Genomic DNA, 25,155 nt, shown 5'->3' with positions numbered 1-25,155 from the left:
CACCGCGATCATGACCCGACAACTCGTAGCCCAACGATCCGGAGGACCACCCCCGCCACGCTGGGGCACCGACCGCGCACCAGCACCACCCCGACAGCAGGATCGACAGGCCGCATGATCAGTTCGCCAACAGGCTCTCAGCGACCGGCGCCGGGTCGAGCCGGCCCGGCTGCGGACGATCCTGCGCCGGCCGGTGCGGGACGGTCGGGGTGGTCGGGCGGACACCTGCGGCGCGCCCGTGCCACCGTGAGGGGATGAACGTCGCGCCGGCGGACCTGGCCGCACGCATCCGGTCGGCCGCGCCTCGCTGCGGGGCGACACGCCTGGTGTGCGTCGACGGGCCGTCCGGGGCGGGGAAGACGACCTTCGCGGGCCGGCTCGCCGCGGCCCTCGGCGACGCCCCGGTGCTGCACCTGGACGACGTCTACCCGGGCTGGGAGGGGCTCGCCGACGCGGTGCCGCTGCTGCACGCCGGCGTCGTGGTGCCGCTGCTCGCCGGGCGGGCCGCGGCGTACCGGCGGTGGGACTGGGACCGGTCGCGGTTCGCCGGGACCGTGCACGTCGGACGTCCGCCGCTGCTCGTCGTCGAGGGGGTGGGCAGCGGGGCGCGGCCGATCGCGGGGCACGCCGTGCTGCTGGTGTGGGTGGACGCGCCGCGCGCGGAGCGGTTCCGGCGGGGCATCGCCCGCGACGGGGAGGCCTACCGGCCGCACTGGGAGCGCTGGGCCGCGCAGGAGGACGTCCTCTTCGCCGCGGAGGGCACCCGCGCGCGGGCGGACGTCATCGTCGACGGCACCGCCCCGGCACCCTGACCGGCGCGAGGCACCCACACCGGCGCGTCCGGACCGCGCACGCCCCGCTTGCCGCCGCGGTGAGCCACACGTTTCGCCCCGGACATCCCGTCCACCCGCCTCGTCCCGTTCGGGCCCGTGGCCGCGTACCGTCGAGCCCACTGCGCCGGGTCCCCGCGTCCGTTCCGACATCCCACGAAGGAGCCGACGTGGCCCCGCTGCCGCCGATCCTCGATGGCCACCGCCCCGGCGCCGAGCACGTCGTCGTCGGGCTGTTCGTCGTCGTCCCGTTCCTGGCCCTCGCCGCGGCCGTGCCGCTGGCGTGGGGGTGGGGGCTGAGCTGGCTCGACGCCGGGCTGGCGGTCGGGCTGTACCTCCTCAGCGGGCTGGGGGTGACCGTCGGGTTCCACCGGCTGTTCACCCACCGCTCGTTCACCGCGGCCCGTCCGCTGCGGATCTCGCTGGCCGTGGCGGGCAGCCTCGCGCTGCAGGGCGACGTCATCGGCTGGGCCGCCGACCACCGCCGCCACCACGCCTTCTCCGACGCCGAGGGCGACCCGCACTCCCCCTGGCTGCACGGCCACAGCGTCCGCGGGCTGGCCCGCGGCTTCGTGCACGCCCACACCGGGTGGCTGTTCGACCGGCGCAAGACCAACGCGCCGCGGTTCGTGCCCGACCTGATCGCCGACGCCGACGTCGCCCGGATCAGCGCCCAGGTCGGGTGGTGGACCGCCGCCGGGCTGCTCCTCCCGGCGCTGGCCGGGGGCCTGGCCACGATGTCGCTGTGGGGGGCGGCCACCGCGCTGTTCTGGGCCGGGCTGGTGCGCGTGGCGGTGCTGCACCACGTCACGTGGCCGATCAACTCGATCTGCCACATGATCGGCGACCGGCCCTGGGCGGCGCGTGACCGCTCGGCCAACGTGTGGCCGCTGGCCGTGCTGAGCATGGGCGAGTCCTGGCACAACCTGCACCACGCCGACCCGACCTGTGCGCGACACGGCGTCGGGCGCGGACAGGTCGACATGTCCGCCCGGCTGATCTGGCTGTTCGAGCGGCTCGGCTGGGCCCGCGACGTCCGCTGGCCCACGACCGCGCGGCTGGCGCGGCTGCGCGCCCGGGAAGCGACGGGTGGGACTCCCGTCGCCTAGGTCCGTACGGGAGTCCCACTCGTCGCGGCCGGGTCGGGGAGCGTGGCCAGCAGCGCCGCCACCTGGGGCCGCGGGTCCTCCGGACGGGTGCTGTCCGGGGCGGTGCGGACCAGCACCAGTCGCGCGCCGTGGCCGGTGCCCGGTCCGAGCTCCCAGCGCACCCGGCCGCCGGACGCGACGTCGTGTTCGAGCAGCTCCGGAGCCCGGACCGCGGTGACGGCACCGGCGCCCGGCCACACCGGCGGCGCCGGGTCCCCGACGCCCGGCTCGCCGGGGGCCAGCGCCGTCCAGACGACGTCCGCGGGGTGGATCAGCTGCCGCTCGAGGCGGATCTCCCATCCACTCGCCGACTCCGTGGTCGTGACGTCGAGCAGGCCCAGCTCGGCGAGCAGCTGCTCGTGCAGGGCCCGGTGGTCCACCTCCGGATCCGCGCCCGGAGAGCCGTCGAGCGCGAGACCGAGCGCCACCACGCAGGTGTGCCAGCCGGCTGCGAAGCTCGCGGCCCCGGCCCGGTCGTCGAAGGTGTGCGTGAGCGTCAGGAGGCTGCCGTCGCCGTCGGCGGACAGCTCCCAGCGCAGGTGGTCGGTGTCCCAGGTGTAGGCGATCAGGCGGGGCGGGTCGAGGTCGGTGACGACACCGGGGCGGGTGCCGTCCCCGTAGGTGACGGTGCCGCCGGGCCGCAGCTCGATCGCGACCTCCGAGGGGAACCAGTCGGCCAGCCGGGCCGGCTCGACCAGCGCGGGCCACACCCGCGCGGGCGCCTGTCGCAGGCGGCGCTCCATCCGGAGCACGCAACGCCCGTCGGCGGTGGTCAGGGACTGGGTCACGGTGAACCCTCCTCGTCTCGGTATGCGTCGTTCAGGTCTGCGGCACTCGGGTCTGCGGCGTCGAGGCGACGTTCGAGGGCGTCGAGCCGGTCGGCCCACATCCAGCGGTAGGGCGCGAGCCACGCGTCGATCTCGGCCAGGGGACCCGGCTCCAGCTCGTACCGGCGGCGCTGCGCCTCGACGCGGACGCGGACCAGCCCGGCGTCGCGCAGCACCCGCAGGTGCTTGGAGGTGCCGGGCTGGCTCAGGCCGAGCTCCGCGGTGAGCTCGCCGACGAGCCGCGGGCGCTCCCGGAGCAGGTCCAGGATGCGCCGGCGGACCGGCTCGGCGAGCACCTCGAACGTCACCGGAGCAACATACCAATAGGGCTATATAACCGCAACGGCATGAGACAGGCCCGCGCACGGGGACCGTCACACGATCAGCTCCTGCCCGTCACCGACCCGTGGGCCGCCGTACACGCGGGTGCGCCTCACTGGCATCCGTGGCCGCGCCGACCTCCGACGAGCCCCTGACCACGCCCCTCCCGACCGCGCCCCTGCGCTCGGTCGCGCGCGGGGCCCCGCCCACGGCCCGGTCCGAGGTCGAGCCCCCGCAGGCACGGTGGAGCCGAACAGACGGCCCGGCCGGAGACACCCGGCACGCGGCGCGGGGTCGGGGGCCCCGGTCCCTCGACGGGGGCGCCGTCCCCGGTCCCCACCGGGGGGCACGCCGGGCCGGCATCGCCGGCGGTGCGGCGCTGCTGTGCCTCGGCGCCGCACTGCTGGAGTCCACCGCCGACCTGCTGCCCGACGACCCGGTGCTGGGTGTGCTCACCCCGCTGCGCCTCGTGCTGCTCGTCGGGCTGGTCGCGGCGGTGACGGCCCGCGGCCGGTGGCCGCGGACCCCGCTGGACGTGCCCGTCGTACTCCTGCTGGTCGTCGCGGCCGCGGCGACCGCCCTGGCCGGGCAGCCGTGGGCGCCGTGGCGCGGCCTGCTCACCGCCGTCGGCGTGTGCTACCTCGCCGCCGGGGTGCGGCGTGCCCTGCCGGACTCCTGGCCCGCGGTGTCGCTGCTGGTGCTGGTCGCCGTCGCGGCGGCCGGCGCCGGCGCCGCGCAGCAGGTCGCGAACGGCACTCCCACCGGCTTCTGCCGCGGAGCCCTGGACGGCTCGGCCGACCTGTGCACGGGCGCGGAGCTGATCCGTGCGACCGGCCCGTTCAGCAACCCGAACCTCTTGGCCGCGTTCCTGGTGCTGCTGCTGCCGGTGGCCGCGACCGGGGCGGCCGCGCTGGCCGACCGGACGTCACGGCTGGTCGGGGTGGCGCTGGTCGTCGTCGGCTACGCGGCGGTGCTGCTGACGGCCTCGCGCGGCGGCGTGGTCGCGGCTCTGGCGGGTGTCGCGGCGTTCGTCGTGCTGCGCAGGCCGACCCGCACCCGGCTGCTGCTCGCCGCCGCGGCCGCGGGTGCGGTGGCGGGGATCGCCGCCGCCGTGACGGGCGGGCGGTTCGGCGTGCGCGGCGAGGTGTGGGCGGCGGCCGCACGGCTCGTCGCCGACGCCCCGTTCGGCGTCGGCCCCGGCCGGGCGGGGCCGCTGCTGGACGCGGCGATCCCGGGCGAGGAGGCCTTCGCCCACGCGCACAACCTGTGGCTCCACTGGGCGGTCGAGGCCGGCCTGCCCGGGCTGGTGGCCGCGCTGGTGCTCACCGGTGTGGCGGCGGTGCTGGCCGTGCGCGGGTCCCGTCGGGGATCGGTGGCGGCGGTCGCGGCGGGCGCGGGGCTGGCCGGGTTCGCCGTGATGAGCCTGGCCGACCATCCCGCCAACGCGATCCGGCTCTCGATCGCGCTCTGGGCGGTGCTGGGGCTGCTCGCCGCGGACGAGCGGCTCAGCCGCGCGCGTCCTGCAGGCCGTCGCCCGCGAGGAAGAGCTGGGTGCCCTCCGCGCGGGCCGCGACCGTCACCCCGGTCTCTCCCGCACCCAGCCACACCGACGACCCGCGCTTGATCTCCAGCTCGCCGCCCGCCGAGCGGACGCCCGCCGCCCCCTGCGTGCAGACCAGGATCCGCGGCCCGCTCCCGGGCACCGGGACCTCACCCGCCTCGGGACCGGCCTCGCGGCGTCGCAGCCGGAACTCCTCGGCCGGGGTGTCGTAGCGCAGCCAGCCCCCCGCCGGCGTGCCCCGCAGCACCGGGGCCGTCGCGGCCGTGAAGTCGAGCACCTTCAGCAGCTCCGGGACGTCGACGTGCTTGGGGGTGAGGCCGCCGCGCAGCACGTTGTCGGAGTTGGCCATCAGCTCGACCGCGGCGCCGGACAGGTACGCGTGGAGGTTGCCCGCGGGCAGGTACAGCGCCTCGCCCGGCGCCAGGGTGACCCGCTGCAGCAGCAGCGCGGCCAGCACGCCCGCATCGCCGGGGTAGCGCTCGGAGAGCTCCAGCACCGTGCGGGCCTCGAGGTGGAACTCCTGCGACTGCCCGGCCAGCCGCACGCAGCCCTCCTGCAACGCGGGCAGCAGGGTGTCGAGCACCGACTGCGGCAGGGTGATCCAGGTGGTGAACAGCGCGCGCAGGCCGCCCGCGTCCGGCTGCCCGGCCAGCAGCTCGGTGTGCCCGGCCAGCGCCGGGACGTCGAGCGCGCGCAGCAGCGCCACCGAGGCCGTCGGCTCGCGGAAGCCCACGAGCGCGTGGAAGTCGGTGAGCGCGCAGACCACCTCGGGCTTGTGGTTCGGGTCGCGATAGTTGCGCTCGGGAGCGTCACGGCCGATGCCGGCGGCCTCCTCGCGCGCGTAGCCCTCCGCCGCCTGCACCGCGCTGGGGTGGGCCTGCAGCGACAGCGGCTCGTCGGCGGCCAGCACCTTGAGCAGGAACGGCAGGCGACCCTCCCAGCGCGCAGCGCGGGCGACCCCGAGCTGCGCCGCCGGGTCGGTGGCGATCGCGTCGAGCAACGAGGTGCGGGTGCCGTCGGTGTGGAGCAGATGCGACGGGTCGCCGGGGTGCGCGCCGAACCACAGCTCGGCCTGCGGGTGCGCGGAGGGGACCTCCTGGCCCAGCAGTTCCGCGATCACGGTCCGCGAGCCCCACGAGTACGGCCGCACGGGGTTCTCCAGCAGCTCCACGGTGCTTTGCGTGCTCCTCGGTCGTCGGGCGGGTCTCAGGCCGGTTCGGTGGTGCGGGTGGCCAGTCCCAGGTATACCGCTGCCACGTCGAGCCGCGACGCCAGCAGTACCGCTCGGAGCAGCGCGGCGTGCGGGGCGCCACGGGCCACCTCGTCCACCGGGTGCACCACGTCGGCGTCGGGCAGGGTGGCGCCGGTGCGCCGCAGCACGACCTGGCCCGGGTCGTCCTCCCCGGTGGCCAGCAGCACCAGGCGCGGCGGCAGCGGTTCGCTGCCGGGGGCCGGGTCGTCGAACGGGTCGTGGAACACGTCGCGGGCCGCTCCCGCCCCGGCCAACGCCCGCATCAGGCCGGTGGCCGTGACGCCCTGCGCGACGTCGGCGGCGTGGGCCACGACCCCCGCGTGGGTGGCCAGCGACGACGCGGCGTGCCCGGCCACGGCGGACGCCAGCTCGTCGGCCCCCCACAGCAGCGGGGTGTGCTCGGCCAGGCGCAGCGCCAGCGACTTGGCCGGGTTCATGAACGGCTCGTGGCCGGGCTGGTTGCGCTCGGCCTCGATGTCGAGCAGGTCGGCCAGCACGTCCATGCCGGGGTCCAGGGGCGCACCGAGCAGGCCGAGCGCGCGCAGCACGGAGAGGCCGACGGTCAGTGCACGCGGCAGATCCAGCCCCGGCGGCACCGGGATCCGCGGCTCCACCAGCCGAGCGCGGCCCGCTCCCGCCGCCCCGACCGGACCCTCGGCGGGTGCGGAGAGCACGACCTCCGCACCCCGGCGCACGGCGCGCGCGACGGAGTCGGCCAGCTCGGCGTCGGTGCCGTCGTCGGTGTGGGCGACGACCACGTCGAGCGGGCCGATCCAGCCCGGGGCGGCGTCGACCACGACGACCGGCACCGGGCACGTCACCCCGAGCAGGGCGGTGAGCAGGCCCGCCGCCGATCCGGACGACCCCGGCCTGCGCAACAGCACCAGCGCGCGCGGCCGCAGGCCCGAGAGGTCGGCCACGCCCGCCTCGACCGCGCCGTGGGCCGCCGAGCGCACCTGCGCACCCGCGGTGGCCGCGGAGCGCAGCACGCCGCCGGTGTCTCGCGCCGCCAGCGCCCGCGGGTCGGCGAGCAGGGTGTCGTCGAGCACTAGTGTCCCGTCGTCGGGGCGGTGGCCTCGTCCAGGAGCAGCACCGGGATGCCGTCGACGACGGGGAACCCGCGGCCGCACGCCGTGCACGTCAGCACGTCGGCGTCCGGGTCGGCCGCGGTGCCCGCGCGCAGGGGGGCGTGGTCGTCGGACGGGCAGGCCAGGATCTCCATCAGCTGGGGGTCGAGCTGGACGGCCACGGGGGTCTCCTCCTGAAGTCGGTCGGTCGACCGGGTCCGGTCGACTCTGCCAGGATGCGGGCCTCGGCGCCGGATCCGTACGGGTGTCCGCTCGGTACGCCTGGCCCGCATGCTCAGGCCCTGACGATCGCCAGCACGTCGTCGCGCAGGCGCGCCACGGCCGCGGCGTCGGCGGCTTCCACGTTGAGCCGCAGCAGCGGCTCGGTGTTGGACGGTCGCAGGTTGAACCAGGAACGGTCGGGGAGCATCGCGGTGAGCCCGTCGAGCTCGTCGATCTCCGCGTCGGGGTAGGCGGCCCGCACGGCCGCGACGCGGCCGGGCACGTCGGTCACCGTCGAGTTGATCTCTCCGGACGCCGCGTAGCGGTCGAAGCCCACCATCAGCTCCGACAGCGTGCCCCCCGACGACCCCAGCGCCGCCAGCACGTGCAGCGCGGCGAGCATGCCGGTGTCGGCGTTCCAGAACTCGCGGAAGTAGTAGTGCGCGGAGTGCTCGCCGCCGAAGACCGCGCCGGTCTCGGCCATCGTCTGCTTGATGAACGAGTGCCCGACCCGCGTGCGCACCGGCATGCCACCGTGCTCCGCGACGATCTCCGGCACGGCGAGCGAGGTGATGCAGTTGTGGATGATGCTGCTGCCCGGTGCGGCGGCCAGGGCCCGGACGGCCACCAGCGCGGTGATCGCGCTGGGGCTCACCGGCTCACCCCGCTCGTCGACGACGAAGCAGCGGTCGGCGTCGCCGTCGAAGGCCAGGCCGATGTCGGCACCCTCGGCGACCACCTTCTTCTGCAGATCGACCAGGTTGGCCGGCTCCAGCGGGTTCGCCTCGTGGTGGGGGAACGCGCCGTCGAGCTCGAAGTACAGCGGGACCACGTCGAGCGGGGTGCCCGGCTCCGACGAACACAGCACCGCGGGCACCGTGTGCCCCGCCATCCCGTTGCCCGCGTCGACGACCACCCGCAGCGGCCGCTCCGCCAGCTCGACGAGACCGCGCAGGTGCGCGGCGTAGCCGGCGAGCACGTCGCGGGTGGCGACGGTGCCCCCGCCCGGCCCGGCCGGGACGCCCGCCTCGACGGCGGCACGGATCGCGGCGAGCCCGGTGTCCTGCCCGATCGGGACGGCGCCCGCGCGGCAGAGCTTGATGCCGTTGTAGCGGGCCGGGTTGTGGCTGGCGGTGAACATCGCCCCGGGCAGCCCCATGCTCCCCGAGGCGAAGTAGAGCTGGTCGGTGCTGGCCAGCCCGATGTCGAGCACGTCGAGGCCCTGGTCGGTGACGCCCGCGGCGAACGCGGCGGCGAGCCCGGGCGAGGAGTCGCGCATGTCGTAGCCGACGACGACGGCCCGCGTGGCGCCGTCCTCGGCCCGCAGTAGCCGGGCGAGCGCGGCCCCGATGGCCCGCACCGTCGGCTCGTCGATGCCCTCACCGACGACGCCGCGGATGTCGTAGGCCTTGATGACGGCCGACAGGTCGCTCATGGAGCGAAGCCTAACGATGGGCGCTCACTCGTCGGACGGGCCGGGCAGGACACGCAGATGCCCCCGGCGCCCGGTGGGGGTACCGGCCGCCACGACCTCGCCCGGACGGTCGACGCGCCCGGCCTCCCGCACGGCCTCGGCGAGCGCCGTGAGGTCGTCGCTGCTGTGCTGCGGGGGCGCGAACTCGCCCTCGAAACGCACGACCTCCCAGCCTCGCGGGGCGGTGAGCCGGTGCGCGTGCCGGTTGCACAGGTCGTAGGAGTGGGGCTCGGCCTGGGTGGCCAGCGGCCCGACCACCGCCGTGGAGTCGGCGTAGACATAGGTGAGCGTGGCCACCGCGAGTTCGGTGCACCCCGTCCGCGAACACCGACGCACGCTCAGCACGCCTGCGACCCTAGCGCGTGCCGGGCGCCGATCGCCGCCGCGACGCGCGGGTGGTGGCAGGTCCGGCGACAACTCGGCGCCGGCGCGGCCCGGGCCGCGCGTGCGTCGCGACGATCCGGGCCCGGGCACTACGATCCTCCGGTGACCCTCGCACGACGCTCCCTGCGCCGGGTCCCGCGCAGGCGGGACCGGCGGGGCCGCGGGATGCGCGGGATGCTCCACCCCGTCAGCTCGCCGGGCTACCGCACGCGCGCGGAACGCTTCGACGACCTGGTGCTGGAGGCGCTGGAGCCGATCGAACTGCGCTGGGGGTCCGAGCTGGCCGACCTCGACCTGGCCGTGGACGACGTGCCGGAGGTCGACCGGACCGCACCCGACGAGCTGTCGTGGGGTGCGGGCGTGCTGGCCGACGCGGGCGTGCCGCTGGCCCAGCTGGTGCCCTCGGGGGTGGACCCCGACGGCATGCCGTCCCGGGCCCGCATCGTGATCTACCGGCGGCCGCTCGAGGCCCGGGCGAAGGGTGGGGCCGATCTCGCGGACCTGCTCCACGAGGTGCTCGTGGAACAGGTGGCGGAGTACCTCAACATCGAGCCCGACGCCGTCGACGGCGGCGGCGGAGCCGAGTAGCGGTCGGGCCTCAGATGACGGCGCCGAGTTCGCTGCGGCGCAGCTTGCGGCGCTCCCGCTCGGAGAGCCCACCCCAGATGCCGAAACGCTCGTCGTGCGCGAGCGCGTAGTCCAGACACTCGGCCCGGACCTCGCAGCCCGAGCAGATCCGCTTGGCCTCGCGGGTGGATCCGCCCTTCTCCGGGAAGAAGGCCTCGGGATCGGTCTGGGCGCACAGCGCCCGCTCCTGCCACTCCGGCTCCTCGCCCGCCCCACCGTCGATCACGGTGAAGGGGCCGGCGATCCGATCGACCGGGAACTCGGTCCCCGCGATACCGAGACCCATGTTGAGGGTGTCCCCGGTCAGGACTCCTGCCACCACGTTCACTCGCCCACCTCCCCGCGCCCGGCGAATGGCTGACCCGCGTGCCCCCGCGAATCACAGCCCTGTAAGTACAGCGCTGTCAGTTGACTTAAGCAAGCCGAAGCTGCCAAACGGGTGACGCGGTCCACCCGGACGGTCCCCCGTTCAGCACAATGGACGGGTGCACGGTGTATCGAACCGAGTCAGTCCGTTGTTCCTGGTGCTCGTGGTGGTTGCTGTGGGCGGTGGGGTCCTGACCACCCTGGGCCCACCGGCGCTGCTCACGGCCGGGGTCGTCCTGCTCGTCCTCGGCGGGTGGGCGGTGTCACTGTGCCTGCACGAGTTCGCGCACGCCCTGGTCGCCTTCCGGGGCGGCGACCGGTCCGTCCGGGGCAAGGGCTACCTGACCCTCGACATCCGCCGCTACACCGACGTCGGGCTCTCGTTCGTGCTGCCGGTGCTGTTCCTGCTGCTGGGCGGCATCCCGCTACCCGGCGGGGCGGTGTGGATCAATCACGGGGCGATCCGGTCCCGCGCCGTGCGCAGCCTGGTCTCGCTGGCGGGCCCGGGCACCAACCTGCTGCTCGGTGCGCTGCTGACCGCCGCCGTCGCCACCGTCCCGATGCCCGTCGGGCTCGCGATCGGGCTGTCCTGCCTCGCGCTGGTCCAGGTGCTCGCGTTCGTGCTCAACATCCTGCCGGTACCCGGCCTGGACGGCTTCGGAGCGCTCGAGCCCTACCTGTCGGCGTCCGCGCGGGAGCTGGCCGCGCGGGTACGGCCCTGGGCGCCGATCGTGCTGTTCCTGCTGATCATCGGGGTACCGGGTGTCGCCGCGGCCTTCTTCGACCTGTCCTACGCCGTGTTCGACGCGGTCGGCGGCGACGGCCGCGCCGCGGCGCTGGGCTACGGCGAGCTGCTGTTCTGGCGCTGACCGGCGCGCGGCAGGCACCGGGCCGCCGGGGGCGTCAGCGCTCCCGGGCGGCCGCCACCATGGTGGCCACGGTGTCGCTGCCGACCGGCAGCGCGCCGACCGGCCACCAGCGCAGGTCGTCGGACTCCTCGCTGATCCGCTCCACGGCCCCCGCAGGCGCGTGCACGAGGTAGCGCACGTCGAGATGGCGGGTGGGGACCCCGAGCGAGCAGGTGACCGGGTGGACGTCGACGTGCAGCGGTCGCGGGTCGATGTGCAGGCCCGCGATGCCGGACTCCTCGGTCGCCTCGCGCAGCGCGGCCGCGACCAGTGACGGGTCGCCGGGCTCGCAGTGCCCGCCCAGCTGGATCCATCGCCCGACGCGCGGGTGCAGCGTGAGCAGCGTGCGCTCCCCGACCGCGTCGAGCACCAGCGCGGAGGCGGTGAGGTGGCCCGGCACGCAGGAGCGCTCGCAGGCGTCGGGGCGCGCGTCGAGGAACGCGAGCAGGGCGTGCTTGAGCGCCCGCTGGCCCTCGTCCTTCGGGTCCCACGCGCCCAGCTCGGCGGACGCGACGGCGGCGGCTACCACCGCAGGCCGCCTCGGCCGACGGCGTCGCGGATCACCATTCGCTCCACCCCTCGGCCGGGTCCCGCGGCGTGCGCGGCGCGAGCGGCTCGGCCGGCATGCCGACAGCGATCGCGCCGAGCGGCTGCCAGTCCGCGGGCAGCTCCAGCACCCGGCGCACCACGTCGGGCGCGAAGATCGTCGATCCCACCCAGCACGACGCCAGGCCCTCCGCGGCCAGCGCCACCAGCAGCGACTGCACCGCGGCCCCGCCCGCCACGGTGAACATCGTGCGCTCGCCGACCCGGCGGGCGTCGTCGGGGTAGGTGTGCATCCCGTCCCCGGTGCGGAAGGCGAGGACGAGCTCGGGGGCGCGGCGCAGCAGGTCGCCGCGCGCCATCCGTCGCCCGATCTCCTCACGCGGGCGCCCGTCGGCCTCCAGGTGCGACCGCCAGCGCGCGGCCAAGGCGTCGAGCAGCTCCGTGCGCCGGGACCGCACCCACCCGAACCGGAACGGTGTGCTGTGGTGCGGGGCGGGCGCGGTCAGCGCCACCCCGACGGCACGCCGCAGCGCGGCCGGGTCCACCGGCTCGTCGGTGAACGCGCGCGTGCTGCGCCGCAGCAGCACCGCCTCCCGGCGACCCCGGGCGATCGCCTCCGCGGTGCCCAGCCAGAACATGTCCTCGTCGACCGGGCGGACCAGGTCACGCGCCGTGGACCCGTCGTCGACGGGGGTCAGCCCGCGCACGACGGCGACCGGCAGCCCGCCCAGCTTGCCCTTGACCAGGTCGGCGGCCGCGGCGAGCTCGTCGGCCAGCGCCACCTCCGTGACCAGCAGCTCGTTGCCCTCCGCGTCGCTCACCCCGCCGTAGCGGTGCAGCACGGTGAGCCCGGCCGAGCCGATGGCGACATCGGTCTGGCCCACCCGCCAGGACCGGCCCAGCGTGTCGGTGACGACCACCGCGACGTCGACGCCCAGGCGGGACGCCAGGTCCGCGCGCAGCCGGGCGGCGCTGGCGTCGGGGTCCGAGGGCAGTAGCGCGAGCTCGTCGCGGCGCACGTTGGAACCGTCGATGCCGGCCGCGGCCTGCACGATCCCGAGCTTGCCGACCACGATCGAGGTGTTCCCCCGCCGTGCCACCACCCGCTCGGTCTCGGCGTCGACGAGCTCGCGGCGCAGCGCGTCGCGGGCCTCCGGATCGGCGGGGGCGGTGACGAGCCTGCCCTCGACCTTGGAGAACACCTTCGAGGTGACGACGACGACGTCGCCGTCGGCGAGCCAGGGAGCACCGGTGGCCAGCGCGGCGGCGAGATCGTCGCCGGGGCGGAACTCGGGCAGGCCCCGCACCGGGCGGATCGTCAGCGAGTCGGCGGCGGCGTGGTCAGACACCGGCGAGCTCCACGGCGTCGCGGGCCATCTGCGCGGTGGCCGCCACGTCGGTCATCAGGAGCGGCACCGATCGGACCGATACGCCGGGGACGTCGGCCGAGTCCCCGGGTGCGATCAACCAGCCGTTCAGGATCCCTCCGCGCGCCCGGGATCCGTAGTGGGCGCCGACGGCCGCCGCCGTGGTCTCGACGCCGATCGCGGCCAGGCAGCGGTCGGCCATCCCGCGCAGCGGCCGGCCGCCCACGATCGGCGAGACCCCGACGACCTCGGCCGCGGTCGCCCGCAGCGCATCGCGGGCGCCCGGCACGTCGAGCAGGGAGCCGATGCTCACCACCGGGTTCGACGGCGCAATCAGCACCACGTCGGCTCCGGTGATCGCGTCGCGGGCGGCGGGCAGGATCGTGGCCTCGTCGGCGCCGATCGAGGCGAAGCGGTGAGCGGGCAGCTCGCCCTTGTGCCGGATCCACCACTCCTGGAAGTGGATCGCCTTGCGGGCCTTCGGGCCGGTCGCCGGGTCGTCGACGACGACGTGGGTCTCGACGCGGTCGTCGGTGACGGGCAGCAGCGTGACGCCGGGCTGCCAGCGGTGGCACAGGGCCGCGGTGACGTCGGAGAGCGGGTAGCCGGCTCTCAGCATCCGGGACCGGACCAGGTGGGTGGCGGTGTCCTTGTCCCCGAGCCCGAACCAGTCGGGGTCCGCCCCGTAGGCGGCGAGCTCGTCGCGCACCGACCAGGTCTCCCCCGCATGCCCCCAGCCGCGCACGGTGTCGATCCCGCCGCCCAGGGTGTACATGCAGGTGTCGAGGTCGGGGCAGATGCGCAGCCCGTGCAGCCAGATGTCGTCGCCGACGTTGACCACGGCGGTGACGTCCGCGTCGGGGTAGGCGGCCCGCACTCCGACGAGGAAACGCGCGCCGCCGACGCCGCCGACCAGCACGGTGATCTTCATATGGCCTCCGGAGGTGCGGGCTCCACACCTGCGAGCCTACGACGTGCCACCCGCGCTTCCCGTCCGGTCCCGGACCGTCAGTAGATCGTCTGCCGCAGCCGCTCGGGATACGCGCGGTCGTAGGCCTCGCCGTCGAACCGGCCCTCGGTGATCGCCGCCATGATCTGGCCGACCGGCGGCAGCTCGGCCGGGTCGCGGTGCCGCCCGGCGTCCCACAGGTGCGAGCGGACCAGCGCCTTCGGGCACTGCGTGTAGACGGCGGCGGTGCGCACGACCAGCACGGTCGTGGGCAGCTTCCCCCGCACCGCGAAGCTCTCGCGCAGGGCGTCGTCGGTGGTGAGCTCGGCGGTGCCGTTGACCCGTAGCGTCACCCCCACCCCGGGCACCAGGAACAGCAGCCCGACCCGGCCGTCGACGACGATGTTGCGCAGCGTGTCGAGGCGGTTGTTGCCCCGGCGGTCCGGGAGCAGCAGGGTCCGCTCGTCGGCGACGCGGACGAAGCCGGGGGCGTCCCCACGTGGCGAGCAGTCCGACCCGTCCGGGCCGCTCGTGGCGATCAGCACGAACGGCGAGGCCTCGACGTAGCGCCGGTGCAGGTCGGTCAGGTGGTCGACCTCCTTGGTCAGCGACGTCGGCACCGGCGCGTCGTAGAGCGCCGCCAGCTCCTCGATGCTCCGCACGGTCCCCATGCCCGCGAACCTACGCCGGACGCCCTCCGCGGCCGAGCGGATTGAGCGGCGCACCCTCGGATCCGCCGGGCAGCCCACGTCCGGCGCGGCGCCGGCATCAGCGGAGACCGCGCATGTGCGGAGCCGGTGGACGACATGAGCGGTCATGAATCCCAGATGCCGTCGTCGGCCGCGCTCCCCGTCAGAGCCTCGGCGTCGGCGAGATCCTGCAGCCTCCCGGAGGCGCGCTTGTTGGCGACGAGGTGCTTCACGGCGATGACCGGCATCGGCATTCCGCCGACATCGACCACGATCCGGTCGGACCAGCAGGACTCGAAGTCGACACCGTCGATGCTGGTCAGCAGGTCGATCCGCTTGGGCGGACGGCCGAGCTGGACGACGATCCCGGGCTCACCGAAATCCTCGTCGGTCAGTCCGAGCGAGCCGAATCCGAAGTCGTCCAGTGCCTCGATCAGCCGCCGTACGTTAGCCTGGTCGATCCACACCCAGACGTCGAGATCCTTGGTGTACCTCGGATGACCGTGAGCGGCGACCGCGTACCCGCCGACGACGAGGAACCGGACCTCACGAGCGACGCAGCACTCGATGAACTCGCTCAAGTCGGGGTCCAGCTCCATCAGCCCACCCGTGGTACTCGGCTCGCAGGTTCTGGACATGTGCAAGGCGCTCCGCGACGGGACGGGAGCGCCAGAACGCGACGTCGGTATCCGGCGCACCGAGGCGCTTGCGACTCACCACGCGTGCGATCACTCGATCAGTCTACCGGGCGCGGGTCACATCGCCCGGTAGTCGCGCGGGGAGAACCGGGGGCCGAGCCGGGGGCGGCGGAAGCCGGAGACCTCCACGTAGCGCACGGCCCGCTGGCGCTGGCGCTGCGGCTTGTACGGCGCGAGCACCTCCAGCAGCCCGGCGTCGTCGATCGTGTGCCCGAGCAGGGCCCAGCCGACGACCGACGGGATGTGGAAGTCGCCGAAGCTGACGGCGTCCGCGTCGCCCCAGGCGCGCTGGGCCACCTCGGCCGCGGTCCAGACCCCGATCCCGGGGACGCGGCGCAGCAGCTCGCGACCCGGCTCGCCGCCCAGCTCGGCCGCGGCCTCCAGCCGGTGCGCCACCGCGGCGCAGGCGAGGATCGCGCGCCGCCGGGCGGAGTCGACGCCCGCGCGGTGCCACTCCCAGTCCGGGATCGCGCGCACCTGCGCCGGGGTGGGCGGCACCCGCATCCCCTCTGGGGCGGGTCCGGGGGCCGGGTCTCCGAAGCGGCGGCACAGCTCGCGCCAGGACCGCCGCGCCTCGACGCCGGTGACCTTCTGCTCCAGCACCGCGGGCAGCAGCTGGTCCCACACCCGCCGCGAGGCCCCGAACCGCAGCCCGGGCATCCGCCGGTGCGCGTCGGCGATCAGCGGGTGGCACGGAACGAAGTCCTCGGGCCGGTCGTCGGCGCCCAGCAGCGCGGGCAGGCCGTCGAGCGACCACTGCGCGCCGGGGCCCCAGGCGCGCCCCACCACGGTGCCGTCGGGGCGCCGGTGCACCAGCGTCGTCGCGGCGCCGTCGGGGGTGGTGGCGGTGCGCCAGATGCCCTGGCCGGCCGGTTGCCAGGTGGGGTCCCCGCGACCGCGCCGCAGCGGGGCGAGCGCGCCGGACAGGTCCAGCCGGAAGCCGGGCGTCCACTCGCGGACGAGCGGTTCAGGCATCCGGGGAGAACCGGATGCCGCCGTCGGGCAGCACCGCGCCGGGCCAGATCCGGGCGCCGCCGCGCAGCTCGCAGTCGGCGCCGACCGCCGCGCCGTCACCGACCACCGAGTCGACCACGGTCGCTCGCTCGCCCACCCGCGCACCCGCACCGACCACCGAGTGCACGACCTCCGCGCCGTCGCACACCACGGCGCCGTCGTAGAGCATCGCGCCGACGATCCGCGCGTCCGCCCCGATCCGCACGTCGCGCCCGACCGTGGAACCGCCCCCGACCTGCGCCGACGGATCGACCTGCGCCCCGTCGAGCACGATGGCCTCGCCCGCCGGCCCGGGCAGCGCCGCCGACGGCGCGATGCCGCGCACGAGATCGGCCGAGCCGTGCACGAGATCGGCGGGGGTGCCCATGTCGCGCCAGTAGGCGGCGTCGACGTGACCCGACACGCGTGCGCCGGCGGCGAGCAGCCCGGGGAACGTCTCGCGCTCCACCGACACCGGACGCCCCTCGGGGATGGAGTCGATCACCGCGCGGCGGAAGACGTAGCAGCCGGCGTTGATCTGGTCGGTCGGCGGGTCCGGGGTCTTCTCCAGGAACTCCAGCACCCGCCCGTCGGCGCCGGTGGGGACGCAGCCGTAGGCGCGCGGATCGGCGACGCGCACCAGGTGCAGCGTGACGTCGGCCGCGGTGCGGCGGTGCGTGTCGACGACGGCCGCCACGTCGGTGCCGCCCAGCACGTCGCCGTTGAACACGAGGACGTGGTCGGCCGTGAGGTGCTTGGCGACGTTGCGGATGCCACCGCCGGTGCCCAGCGGCTCGTCCTCGACGACGTAGGTCAGCGCCAGCCCGAGCGCCTCGCCGTCCCCGAAGTGCGCCGAGAACGTCTCCGCCAGGTACGAGGTGCCCAGCACGACGTGCCGCACGCCCGCGGCCCGGATGCGGGAGAGCAGGTGCGCGAGGACCGGCACGCCCGCCGTGGGCAGCATCGGCTTGGGCGCCGAGAGCGTCAGCGGGCGCAGCCGGGTGCCCTTGCCGCCGACCAGCACCACGGCTTCGACGTCGTCCATCGCCATCCCTGAAGACACTAGCGGGCCCGCCGTCGGTCCCGGGCGTAGCGGCGGAGTCCGCTGCGCGTCGGCTCCAGCATGCCCGGCGCCTCGCCGGGCGCGACCTCGACCTCCGCCCCCGGCACGTGCACGACCAACCAGCCCGCCCGACCGAGCCGCTCGCAGAGGTCCACCGAGTCCACGGGGCCGAGGTGGCGCGGATCGAGGCCGTCGACGGAGTCCCAGGCGGTGCGGCGCAGCAGCAGGCAGCGGGCGGAGACCCAGCCCACGGGGCCGGCCACGCGCGGCGCGCCGACCGGGACACGGCCGCGTCGCAGGTCACGGGCAGTGGGCAGGGCGCCGGCACACGCGACGAGCGCGCCGTCCGGGCCACGCAGCCGGGGGCCCAGTGCGCCCGCGCGGGGGAACCGGTCGGCGGCGGCGAGCAGGGTGTCGAGCAGCCCGGGAGGTGGCCGGAGCGCGGAGTCGGCCAGGAGCACCCAGCCCACGTCGGGCGGCAGGGCCACCACTCCCCGGTTGACGGCCGCCGCGCGCGCCACCCGCTCCCCGACCCGCACGACCTCGACGCCCCCGGCCGCGCCGGGCTCGTCCTCGCCCGCGACCGCCACCACGCGTACCGGCCGGGCCGAGACGGCGGGCAGCGAGGCGAGGAAGCCGCCGGTGCCGGGCGGGTGGACCACGACCCCGAGGCCGTCGCCGTACACCGCGGGCGCCTCCACGCCACCACCCTATCGACGCCCACCGGCACCGACGCGTCCGCGCTGCGCCGACCGCGGGCGGGGGCGGGTGGCATCAGTCGTCGGCGGGGTCGCCGTCGAGCTCCGCGAGGGCCCGGGCCGCGTCCGGGTCGCCGCTGTCGACGCCCTCCCGCAGGTACCCGCGGGCCTCGTCGGTGCGGCCGACGTCGATCAGGAAGCGGCCCATCGTGTACGCCCAGCCGGGCTCCCGGTGCCGGACGGCCTCGGCGAACTGCCGCTCCGCACCGTCGACGTCGCCGTACCCGGCCAGCAGGAACTGGCCGTACGCGGTGTGTGCGCGCAGGGCACCGAGCGCACCCGCCCGCCGGTAGAGCACCGCGGCCTCGTCGAACCGGGCCTGGGCGGCGCGCACGTCGGCCAGCGCCAGCACCGTGTCCGGTCGCGACTCGTCGACGTAGGTCTCGGCGGCGATGGACGCGACCGGGACGTCGCCGTCCTCGAGATGGAGGGCCACGAGGTTCGCGGGGGCCTGGCCGTCGCCCGCCTCCGCGGCGCGGGCGAGCACCTGCAGGGCCTCGCCGAGCCGGTCCTGGTCGCGCAGCTGGATCGCCAGGTCGTTGGCGGCGGCGATCTCGCCGGAGGCGACGGCCAGGCGCAGCGTGTCCTCGGCCCGCTCCCGGTCACCGGTCCGGACCAGCGCCACGCCCAGACGTCCGGCGAAGCGGACGTGCCCCTGCTCCACCAGCGGTGCCAGCCACTCGGCCGCGGCGTGCCAGCTGCCGCTGTCGAGGTAGGCCCGCACCAGCAGGTCGGGCGCCGACGGCTCTCCGGTGGCCACGGCGTGGCGCAGCACCTCCACCGCGTCGAGGGCGCGCCCGGCCGCCAGCAGCGCGGCACCCTCCGTCGAGAGCGGTTCGTCGTCGGGCACGCGGATCCTCCTCGATGAGGTGATCCATCGTCCCAGGTCCGTGCCCGGCCGTCACCCTCGGTAGGTGGCGATGACCTTTCTGTAGGCCATCCGGCGCAACGACTCGGGGACCATCCGGTAGCCGCCGCGGAGCACGACGTTGCGAACGTACTGCGTGCGCGTCGTGAACCCGAGCCGGCGGAACCGGCGCTGGACGGCCAGCTCGGCCCGCAGCTGCCCCATCCCGCCGCGCCGGGCGTAGGCGCCCGCCCCGACCCGGTAACGCACCAGCGGCTCGGCCACGTTGGCCACCCGCGCCCCCGCGACGAGCATCTTCGCCCAGAGCAGGTAGTCCTCCATCAGCGCGAAGTCGCTGTACCCGCCGACGGCGCGGACGAGGTCGCGCCGGTAGACGACCGTGGGGTGGTTGAACGGGTCGGCGAACCGGGCGCGGGCGGCGATGTCGGCGGCGCCGGTCGGCGGCGTGCGCGTACCGACGATGTCGTCGGGGTCCTCGCCGAACTCCAGCAGGCCCGCTCCCACCAGGTCGTAGCCGGACTCGATAATCGGCAGCTGCACGGCGAAGCGGTGCGGCATCGAGATGTCGTCGGCGTCCATCCGGGCGACCACGTCGTACCGGCAGGCCTCCAGCCCGGCGTCGAGCGCGGGCCCGAGGCCCCGGTTGCGGGCGCCCTCGAGCACGTCGACGGGCACGGGGCTGGTCGCCACCAGCTCGGCGATCGTGGCGGCCAGCCCGTCCGGTACCGGACCGTCACGCACGATCACGACGTGATCGGGCCTGCGGGTCTGGCAGTCCACGCTGGACCGGAACGCCACGGTCAGGAAAGCGCCGCGGTCACCGGCCCAGACCGGCAGCAGCAGCGAGAACTGTTCGGGCAACGGCCCGCCTCTCCCTTCACCGCGCCCCTCACCCACCGTGACGACGAGCGGGGCGAGCACGATCACCCGCGACACGCGCGCGGCATCACCGGGAAGCCGCGTCCGATGTAGCACCCTAGAAGGCCCGGCGGCACGACCGGTCGCGCGGGAGGTACGTCGGGGGACGGAGCGAGGTGGATCATGGGCGCCGGGACCCCGCCGGAACCGCCGTGGCTGGCCCGCGCCGCCGCCCGCGACGTGCGCAGCGATACCTCCCGGCTCGACCGGCCGCGTCCGGCACGGTCCACGTCGCAGGCTCGGCCGTGGACGCCACCGGAGCCCCGCGGCGGCTCGACCGCGGAGCGCGTCCGCGGCGGCTCGCCCCGCACCGACCGGGGCGGCACCGACCGGTCCGGCACCGGCCGCGGCACCACCGGTCGCGGCCGGGCGGCTCGCACCCCCGGTGACCGGGGCGGCACCGACCGCAGTCCGGACAACGCGAGCCCGCGGCGCGGCCGCCCGCCCGCGGACGGCCGGGGACGAGGGCGGTCCACCGGCACCTCGGCGCCCGCCGCGCCGTCCGGCCCCACACGAACCCCGCGGCCCGCCCGTCCGCCTGCCCGGACCCGCCCGGAGCCCGCCCGCGCGCCCCAGCCGTCCCGGACCCGCACGCAACGGCTGGTGCGGCGGCTGCGCATCGCGACCGTCGTCGCGTCGGTGCTGGTACTCACCGTCACCGGCGCGGCGTGGGGCCTCTACCGCGACATCACCGCCGGCATCGTCACCACCGACGTGGTCCTCGGCGGCGGGGACGGCGGTGACCAGAACATCCTGCTCGTCGGCGTGGACAGCCGCACCGACGCGCAGGGCGACCCGCTGCCGCCGGAGATCCTGCGGGAACTCAACAGCGGCGCCGACACCGGCGTCCTGAACTCCGACACGATCATGCTGCTGCACGTGCCCGACGGCGGTGGGGCGGCGGTGGCGTTCTCCATCCCGCGCGACGCCTACGTCGACATCCCCGGATACCGCCGGGACAAGATCAACGCCGCGTATCCGGCCGTGAAGGCGCTGACGGCCGAGCGGCTCGTCGCCGACGGGGTGCGCGACCGGGCCCGGCTGGAGGCCGAGTCCGCCCGCGCCGGACGCAGCGCGCTGATCGCGGCCGTCGAGCGGCTCACCGACCAGGAGATCGACCACTACGCCGAGATCAACCTGCTGGGCTTCTACAACCTGACCAGGGCGGTCGGCGGCGTCGAGGTCTGCCTGACCGCCCCGGTCGACGAGCCGCTCTCCGGCGCTCGGCTCCCCGCCGGCGCGCAGACGATCTCGGGCCGGGACGCGCTGGCGTTCGTCCGGCAGCGCCACGACCTGCCCCAGGGCGACCTCTCGCGCATCCGCCGCCAGCAGGTGTTCCTCGCCGCCGTCGCCGACAAGGTGCTCTCCGCGGGCACCCTGACCGACCCGTCGGCCCTCGGCGCGCTGATCGACGTCGTGCAGCAGTCGGTGGTGATCGACGACGGATGGGACCTGCTCGCCTTCGCCCAGCAGGCCGCCGACATCGCCGCCGGCAACCTGGAGTTCGTGACGATCCCGACCGCCGGGCTCGAGACGAACGGCCGCGGTGACGTCGTGCTCGTCGACACCGACGTCGTGAGCACCTTCGTCGCCGACCGCATCGAGGCCCGGCGGCTCGCCGCCGAGGAGGCCGCGGCCGCGCGCGAGACCGCCCCGCCGCCCCCCGTCGACGTCATCGCCTCGCGCTACATCGTCGACGTCCGCAACGGGTCGGAGGCGGGTGGGCTCGCCGGGGACGTCGCCACCCACCTCGCGTCGCTCGGCTTCGACCGCGGCACCGTGGACAACACCGACCCGGCGCAGGAGTCGGTCGTGCGCTACACCGGCCCCGACGGCGACGCGGCCCGTTCCGTGGCCGAACAGCTCGGCGGCCTCCCCGTGCGGGGCGACGACACCGTGACCCGGGGGCACCTGCTGGTGGTGCTCGGCGCCGACTTCGACCCGTCGGTGCTGCCGGCACCCGCCCCGGAGACGCCCTCGCCGACCGCGGCGCCACCCCCGCCGGTGGCCGCCCCGATCACCGCGGGCGGCGTGCCCTGCATCGACTAGTGCCGTGTCAAGGAAGGTCGGTGCCGGAATCGGTGGATCCAGGCGTTCGCAGGCAAGGCGCCGCCCGCAGCTCATACCGGGCGTCTTCGCCAGGGCGGCAACGCCGCCTGCGGGCGCCGAGTTCGGTGCCGTAGCTTTCTTCACGCGGCACTAGCGGAGGATGGGCCCGTGATCCTCATCGAATCGCTGCTCGACCGCACGTCGGCCCGCCCGCTGATCACCTTCTACGACGACGCCACGGGCGAGCGCGTGGAGCTCTCCGGTGTCAGCACGGCGAACTGGGCCGCCAAGACCGCGAACCTGCTGCGCGACGAGTGCGACGTCGAGCCGGGCACGACCGTGGCGGTCATGCTCCCGGCGCACTGGCAGACCCTCGCCGTGCTGCTCGGGGCGTGGTGGTGCGGGGCGGAGGTGGTCTCCGGGCCGGCCGATCTCGTGCTCTGCGACGCCGACCGCCTCGACCTGGCCCTGGCCGCGGCACCGGCGAACGGCGTCGTCGCGCTCTCCCTGGACGCGTTCGGCACGGGGCTGCCCGGCCTGCCGGCCGGGGTGCTCGACTACGCCACGGAGGTCCGGCTGCACGGCGACGAGTTCCTGCCGTGGGCGCCGGTGCCCGACTCGGCGCCCGCGCTGGACGGGGAGCCGGCGGCCGGGGTCCTCGCCGACGCCCGCATCCGCGCGGAGCGACTGGGCCTGTCCGGCACCGACCGGGTGCTCTCGACGCTGGACTGGTCGACCCCCGACGGTCTGGGTGACGGCCTGCTCGCCGTCCTCGCCGCGGGTGCGTCGCTGGTGCAGTGCCGCAACGCCGACCCCGCCGCACTGGATCGCCGGGCCGCGGCCGAGCGGACCACGACGCGACTGGGCTGAGCCCGCGAACGGGGCCGCGACACCGCCGACCGCGAGCCGCACGGCTCAGCGCAGCAGCGAGCGCGCCATCACCATCCGCTGGACCTGGTTGGTGCCCTCGTAGATCTGCGTGATCTTCGCGTCGCGCATCATCCGCTCCACCGGGAAGTCCCGGGTGTAGCCCGCCCCGCCGAGCAGCTGCACGGCGTCGGTCGTCACCGACATGGCCACGTCGGAGGCCAGACACTTCGCGGCGCTGGAGATGAAGCCGAGGTTCGGCTCGCCGCGCTCGGCGCGCGAGGTGGCGACGTAGACCAGCTGGCGCGCGGACTCCACCTTCATCGCCATGTCGGCGATCATGAACTGAAGGCCCTGGAACTCGGCGAGGTGCTTGCCGAACTGCTTGCGCTCCTTGACATACGAGATCGCGACGTCGAGCGCGCCCTGCGCGATACCGACGGCCTGCGCACCGATCGTGGGGCGGGTGTGGTCGAGCGTCTTGAGCGCGGTCTTGAAGCCGGTGCCCTCGGCGCCGATGATCCGGTCGCCCGGGATCCGGCAGTTCTGGAAGTAGATCTCGCGGGTGGGCGAGCCGTTGATGCCGAGCTTGCGCTCCTTCGGCCCGACCTCGAAGCCCGGGTCGTCGCGGTGGACCACGAACGCGGAGATGCCGTTGGCCCCCTTCTCCGGGTCGGTGACCGCCATGACCGTGTACCAGGTGGAGACGCCGGCGTTGGTGATCCAGCACTTGGTGCCGTTGAGCACCCAGTCGTCGCCGTCGCGCACCGCCCGGGTCTTCATCGCGGCGGCGTCGGACCCGGCCTCGCGCTCGCTGAGCGCGTAGCTGATCATCGCCTCGCCGGACGCGATCGACGGGAAGACCTGCTGCTTGAGCTCGTCGGAGGCCGAGAGCAGGATCGGGGTGAGCCCGAGCCCGTTGACGCCGGGGATCAGCGACGACGACGCGCAGACCCGGGCGACCTCCTCGATGACGATGCAGCCGGCGAGCTCGTCGGCGCCCTCGCCACCGAACTGCTCGGGGATCGTGATGGCGTGGAAGCCGGCCTTGGTCAGGGCCTCCTGCGCCTCGACGGGATAGCGACCCTGCTCGTCGACCTCGGCCGCGTGGGGCGCGATCTCCTTCTCGGCCAGCGTGCGCACGGCGTCGCGCAGCGCCTCGTGCTCGTCGCTGAGCCGGTAGCTGTCGAAGTCAGGGTTCATGGACGCGATCGTAACGGCACTGCGTGCCGTCAGGCAAGCTCACTGCTACCCTCAGTGCCATGTCACAGCCGCGGAGAGGTCGGTCCGTCGAGGGCCGGGCCGAGGTGCGGCGCGATCTCGTGGCCGCCGCGGTGGCCCTGTTCCGCGACCGCGGCTACGACGACACCACCGTCGACGACATCGCGGCCGCCGCAGGCGTCGGGCGCCGCACGTTCTTCCGCTACTTCCGCAGCAAGGAGGACGCGATCTCGCCGGACCACGAGACCGCGCTCGCCCGCATCGCCGAGATCTTCGAGACGGCCCATCCCGACGAGCCCGCCCCCAGCCTGGTGCTGCGCGCGGGCGAGACCGTGTTCGACCTCTACACCGACGACCCCGCGCTGTCGGTGGCCCGCTTCCGGCTCACCCACGAGGTGCCGGTGCTGCGCGACCGCGAGTCGGCCAGCGTCGACCACTACCGCCGCCTGTTCACCCGCTACCTGCGGCGGCGCTTCGCCGGGGATCCGCACGGGGACCTGCGCGCGGCCGTCACCGGGTCGGCGGTGGTGGCCGCCCACAACCTCGCCCTGCGCGCCTGGCTCGCCGACGGCGCCCCGGCCGGCGGCGTCGAGGCCTGCCTGGGGCGCTTCCGGCGGGTCGCCGACATGCTGCCCCGGGACGCGGATCTGCGCCCGCTCACCGAGCGCCTGGAACTCGCGGTCACCCGCCTGGAGCGCGGCGCGGCGTCCTGAGGTCGCCTGCGGCTCGGCCCGCCGTGGGCGCGCCGCCCGCACGCCCGCCGGCGCAACCCGGTGCTCGCCCCCGCGCTCGGCCGTCCAGGACGCAGCCTCCAGTGGCTCGGTCCTCCCGGGGCTCGGCCTACCGGCGCTCGGCCTACCGGCGCTCGCGCGCGGAAGTGCGTCTCGCGCACTGCCGACACCGCGCGAGACGACCGGCAGCGCGCGAACCGCACGGCAGCGCGCGAGACGTCCGCCGGAGCGCGGAGGATGCCCGCGCACCGACCGGGCGCGGAATGTGCTCGTGCCCGTGCGCGACACCCGGACGTGCGTGATCCCCGGGCCGCATCGTCGGATGCGCAAGCCGAGCTGGACGGGCTCGGGCCCGGGGACCACGGGTGACTGCCTGGAATTCACCGGCACCGCGCCGGTTCCACAACGGTCGAAGAACTGTCCTCTGCGGTGCTAGCGGACAGCCACCTCA

General features: G+C 75.4%; 27 protein-coding genes. 8 read left to right on the top strand and 19 right to left on the bottom strand.

The annotated features are described in order from the left end of the window. Positions 1–254: 254 nt before the first annotated feature. Together Q1K26_RS13505 and Q1K26_RS13500 are read left to right on the top strand one after the other, a co-directional pair. Complete coding sequence (locus tag Q1K26_RS13505) at positions 255–812, top strand: hypothetical protein (RefSeq protein ID WP_300011502.1); 558 nt, start codon at positions 255–257, stop codon at positions 810–812. 188 nt (positions 813–1,000) lie between these two features. After that, positions 1,001–1,939, top strand: a complete 939-nt coding sequence (locus tag Q1K26_RS13500; protein WP_300011499.1) for an acyl-CoA desaturase — start codon at positions 1,001–1,003, stop codon at positions 1,937–1,939. On the opposite strand, the gene Q1K26_RS13495 is transcribed toward Q1K26_RS13500, so the two are convergent. Both Q1K26_RS13495 and Q1K26_RS13490 read right to left on the bottom strand, forming a co-directional pair. Then, positions 1,936–2,766 carry an SRPBCC family protein gene (locus Q1K26_RS13495; protein ID WP_300011497.1) on the bottom strand — a complete coding sequence of 277 codons (831 nt, stop codon included), beginning with the start codon at positions 2,764–2,766 and terminating at the stop codon, positions 1,936–1,938. The two genes, Q1K26_RS13500 and Q1K26_RS13495, sit on opposite strands and share 4 nt — an antisense overlap. Continuing rightward, the gene (locus Q1K26_RS13490; protein ID WP_300011494.1) at positions 2,763–3,113 is read right to left on the bottom strand and encodes a metalloregulator ArsR/SmtB family transcription factor; all 351 of its coding nucleotides are present in this window, start codon (positions 3,111–3,113) and stop codon (positions 2,763–2,765) included. Before Q1K26_RS13490 ends, Q1K26_RS13495 begins: the two co-directional genes overlap by 4 nt. 137 nt (positions 3,114–3,250) lie before the next feature. On the opposite strand from Q1K26_RS13490, the gene Q1K26_RS13485 reads away from it, so the two are divergent. After that, positions 3,251–4,750 (top strand): O-antigen ligase family protein, encoded by a 1,500-nt coding sequence (locus Q1K26_RS13485; RefSeq protein WP_300011491.1) that lies wholly within the window; start codon positions 3,251–3,253, stop codon positions 4,748–4,750. Here Q1K26_RS13485 and manA read toward each other — a convergent pair. The 5 genes from manA to Q1K26_RS13460 all read right to left on the bottom strand — a co-directional run bounded on the left by manA (position 4,632) and on the right by Q1K26_RS13460 (position 9,047). Further along, positions 4,632–5,858: a mannose-6-phosphate isomerase, class I gene (gene manA / locus Q1K26_RS13480; protein WP_300011488.1), complete on the bottom strand. Its 1,227-nt coding sequence runs from the start codon at positions 5,856–5,858 to the stop codon at positions 4,632–4,634. The two genes, Q1K26_RS13485 and manA, sit on opposite strands and share 119 nt — an antisense overlap. A gap of 35 nt (positions 5,859–5,893) precedes the next feature. Then, complete coding sequence (locus tag Q1K26_RS13475; RefSeq protein WP_300011485.1) at positions 5,894–6,988, bottom strand: SIS domain-containing protein; 1,095 nt, start codon at positions 6,986–6,988, stop codon at positions 5,894–5,896. Further along, positions 6,988–7,188, bottom strand: coding sequence for a Trm112 family protein (locus Q1K26_RS13470; protein ID WP_300011482.1), 201 nt, complete (start codon positions 7,186–7,188; stop codon positions 6,988–6,990). Before Q1K26_RS13470 ends, Q1K26_RS13475 begins: the two co-directional genes overlap by 1 nt. A gap of 113 nt (positions 7,189–7,301) precedes the next feature. Continuing rightward, complete coding sequence (locus Q1K26_RS13465) at positions 7,302–8,663, bottom strand: phosphomannomutase/phosphoglucomutase (RefSeq protein ID WP_300011479.1); 1,362 nt, start codon at positions 8,661–8,663, stop codon at positions 7,302–7,304. A gap of 24 nt (positions 8,664–8,687) precedes the next feature. Next, positions 8,688–9,047, bottom strand: a complete 360-nt coding sequence (locus Q1K26_RS13460; protein WP_300011476.1) for a DUF3499 domain-containing protein — start codon at positions 9,045–9,047, stop codon at positions 8,688–8,690. Between the two features lie 141 nt (positions 9,048–9,188). Here Q1K26_RS13460 and Q1K26_RS13455 point away from each other — a divergent pair, with 141 nt between their 5' ends. Beyond that, positions 9,189–9,674 (top strand): metallopeptidase family protein, encoded by a 486-nt coding sequence (locus Q1K26_RS13455; protein WP_300011473.1) that lies wholly within the window; start codon positions 9,189–9,191, stop codon positions 9,672–9,674. Between the two features lie 10 nt (positions 9,675–9,684). On the opposite strand, the gene Q1K26_RS13450 is transcribed toward Q1K26_RS13455, so the two are convergent. Next, positions 9,685–10,041 carry a WhiB family transcriptional regulator gene (locus Q1K26_RS13450; protein WP_300011469.1) on the bottom strand — a complete coding sequence of 119 codons (357 nt, stop codon included), beginning with the start codon at positions 10,039–10,041 and terminating at the stop codon, positions 9,685–9,687. 214 nt (positions 10,042–10,255) lie between these two features. Here Q1K26_RS13450 and Q1K26_RS13445 point away from each other — a divergent pair, with 214 nt between their 5' ends. Then, positions 10,256–10,948, top strand: a complete 693-nt coding sequence (locus Q1K26_RS13445; protein WP_300011466.1) for a site-2 protease family protein — start codon at positions 10,256–10,258, stop codon at positions 10,946–10,948. A 34-nt stretch (positions 10,949–10,982) separates the two neighbouring features. Here Q1K26_RS13445 and Q1K26_RS13440 read toward each other — a convergent pair whose 3' ends face one another. The 10 genes from Q1K26_RS13440 to Q1K26_RS13395 form a co-directional block, all read right to left on the bottom strand. After that, on the bottom strand, positions 10,983–11,516 hold the full coding sequence (locus Q1K26_RS13440) for an NUDIX hydrolase (protein WP_300011463.1): 534 nt from the start codon (positions 11,514–11,516) through the stop codon (positions 10,983–10,985). 31 nt (positions 11,517–11,547) lie between these two features. Further along, positions 11,548–12,882, bottom strand: coding sequence for a coenzyme F420-0:L-glutamate ligase (locus Q1K26_RS13435; RefSeq protein ID WP_300011460.1), 1,335 nt, complete (start codon positions 12,880–12,882; stop codon positions 11,548–11,550). Then, the gene (gene cofD, locus Q1K26_RS13430; RefSeq protein ID WP_300011457.1) at positions 12,875–13,831 is read right to left on the bottom strand and encodes a 2-phospho-L-lactate transferase; all 957 of its coding nucleotides are present in this window, start codon (positions 13,829–13,831) and stop codon (positions 12,875–12,877) included. Before cofD ends, Q1K26_RS13435 begins: the two co-directional genes overlap by 8 nt. Positions 13,832–13,908: 77 nt before the next feature. Further along, a complete protein-coding gene (locus tag Q1K26_RS13425) occupies positions 13,909–14,520 on the bottom strand; it encodes a pyridoxamine 5'-phosphate oxidase family protein (RefSeq protein WP_300011454.1) in 612 nt (203 codons plus the stop codon). 143 nt (positions 14,521–14,663) lie between these two features. After that, the gene (locus Q1K26_RS13420) at positions 14,664–15,137 is read right to left on the bottom strand and encodes a hypothetical protein (RefSeq protein WP_300011451.1); all 474 of its coding nucleotides are present in this window, start codon (positions 15,135–15,137) and stop codon (positions 14,664–14,666) included. Positions 15,138–15,293: 156 nt separating this feature from the next. Then, complete coding sequence (locus Q1K26_RS13415; RefSeq protein ID WP_300011448.1) at positions 15,294–16,211, bottom strand: DNA-3-methyladenine glycosylase 2 family protein; 918 nt, start codon at positions 16,209–16,211, stop codon at positions 15,294–15,296. After that, entirely contained in the window at positions 16,204–17,280 is a 1,077-nt protein-coding gene (locus tag Q1K26_RS13410) for an NDP-sugar synthase (protein ID WP_300011445.1), read from the bottom strand. The genes Q1K26_RS13415 and Q1K26_RS13410 overlap by 8 nt, the downstream gene beginning before the upstream one ends. Positions 17,281–17,291: 11 nt before the next feature. Further along, positions 17,292–17,993 (bottom strand): glycosyltransferase, encoded by a 702-nt coding sequence (locus Q1K26_RS13405; protein WP_300011442.1) that lies wholly within the window; start codon positions 17,991–17,993, stop codon positions 17,292–17,294. Between the two features lie 73 nt (positions 17,994–18,066). Then, positions 18,067–18,900: a hypothetical protein gene (locus Q1K26_RS13400; RefSeq protein WP_300011439.1), complete on the bottom strand. Its 834-nt coding sequence runs from the start codon at positions 18,898–18,900 to the stop codon at positions 18,067–18,069. Between the two features lie 51 nt (positions 18,901–18,951). Continuing rightward, positions 18,952–19,854, bottom strand: a complete 903-nt coding sequence (locus Q1K26_RS13395) for a glycosyltransferase (RefSeq protein WP_300011436.1) — start codon at positions 19,852–19,854, stop codon at positions 18,952–18,954. Positions 19,855–20,439: 585 nt separating this feature from the next. Between Q1K26_RS13395 and Q1K26_RS13390 the strand changes: the two genes are divergently transcribed. Then, entirely contained in the window at positions 20,440–21,885 is a 1,446-nt protein-coding gene (locus Q1K26_RS13390; protein WP_300011433.1) for an LCP family protein, read from the top strand. A gap of 168 nt (positions 21,886–22,053) precedes the next feature. Beyond that, entirely contained in the window at positions 22,054–22,755 is a 702-nt protein-coding gene (locus Q1K26_RS13385) for a TIGR03089 family protein (protein WP_300011430.1), read from the top strand. 45 nt (positions 22,756–22,800) lie between these two features. On the opposite strand, the gene Q1K26_RS13380 is transcribed toward Q1K26_RS13385, so the two are convergent. After that, complete coding sequence (locus Q1K26_RS13380; RefSeq protein WP_300011427.1) at positions 22,801–23,955, bottom strand: acyl-CoA dehydrogenase; 1,155 nt, start codon at positions 23,953–23,955, stop codon at positions 22,801–22,803. 59 nt (positions 23,956–24,014) lie between these two features. Between Q1K26_RS13380 and Q1K26_RS13375 the strand changes: the two genes are divergently transcribed. Continuing rightward, positions 24,015–24,686, top strand: coding sequence for a TetR family transcriptional regulator (locus Q1K26_RS13375; protein WP_300011424.1), 672 nt, complete (start codon positions 24,015–24,017; stop codon positions 24,684–24,686). The last annotated feature ends 469 nt before the right edge of the window (positions 24,687–25,155 follow it).

Source organism: Pseudonocardia sp., from assembly GCF_029263155.1.
GTDB lineage: Bacteria > Actinomycetota > Actinomycetes > Mycobacteriales > Pseudonocardiaceae > Pseudonocardia.
Note: the sequence above shows the minus strand (reverse complement) of the source record. Positions and strands in the feature narration are given on the sequence as shown.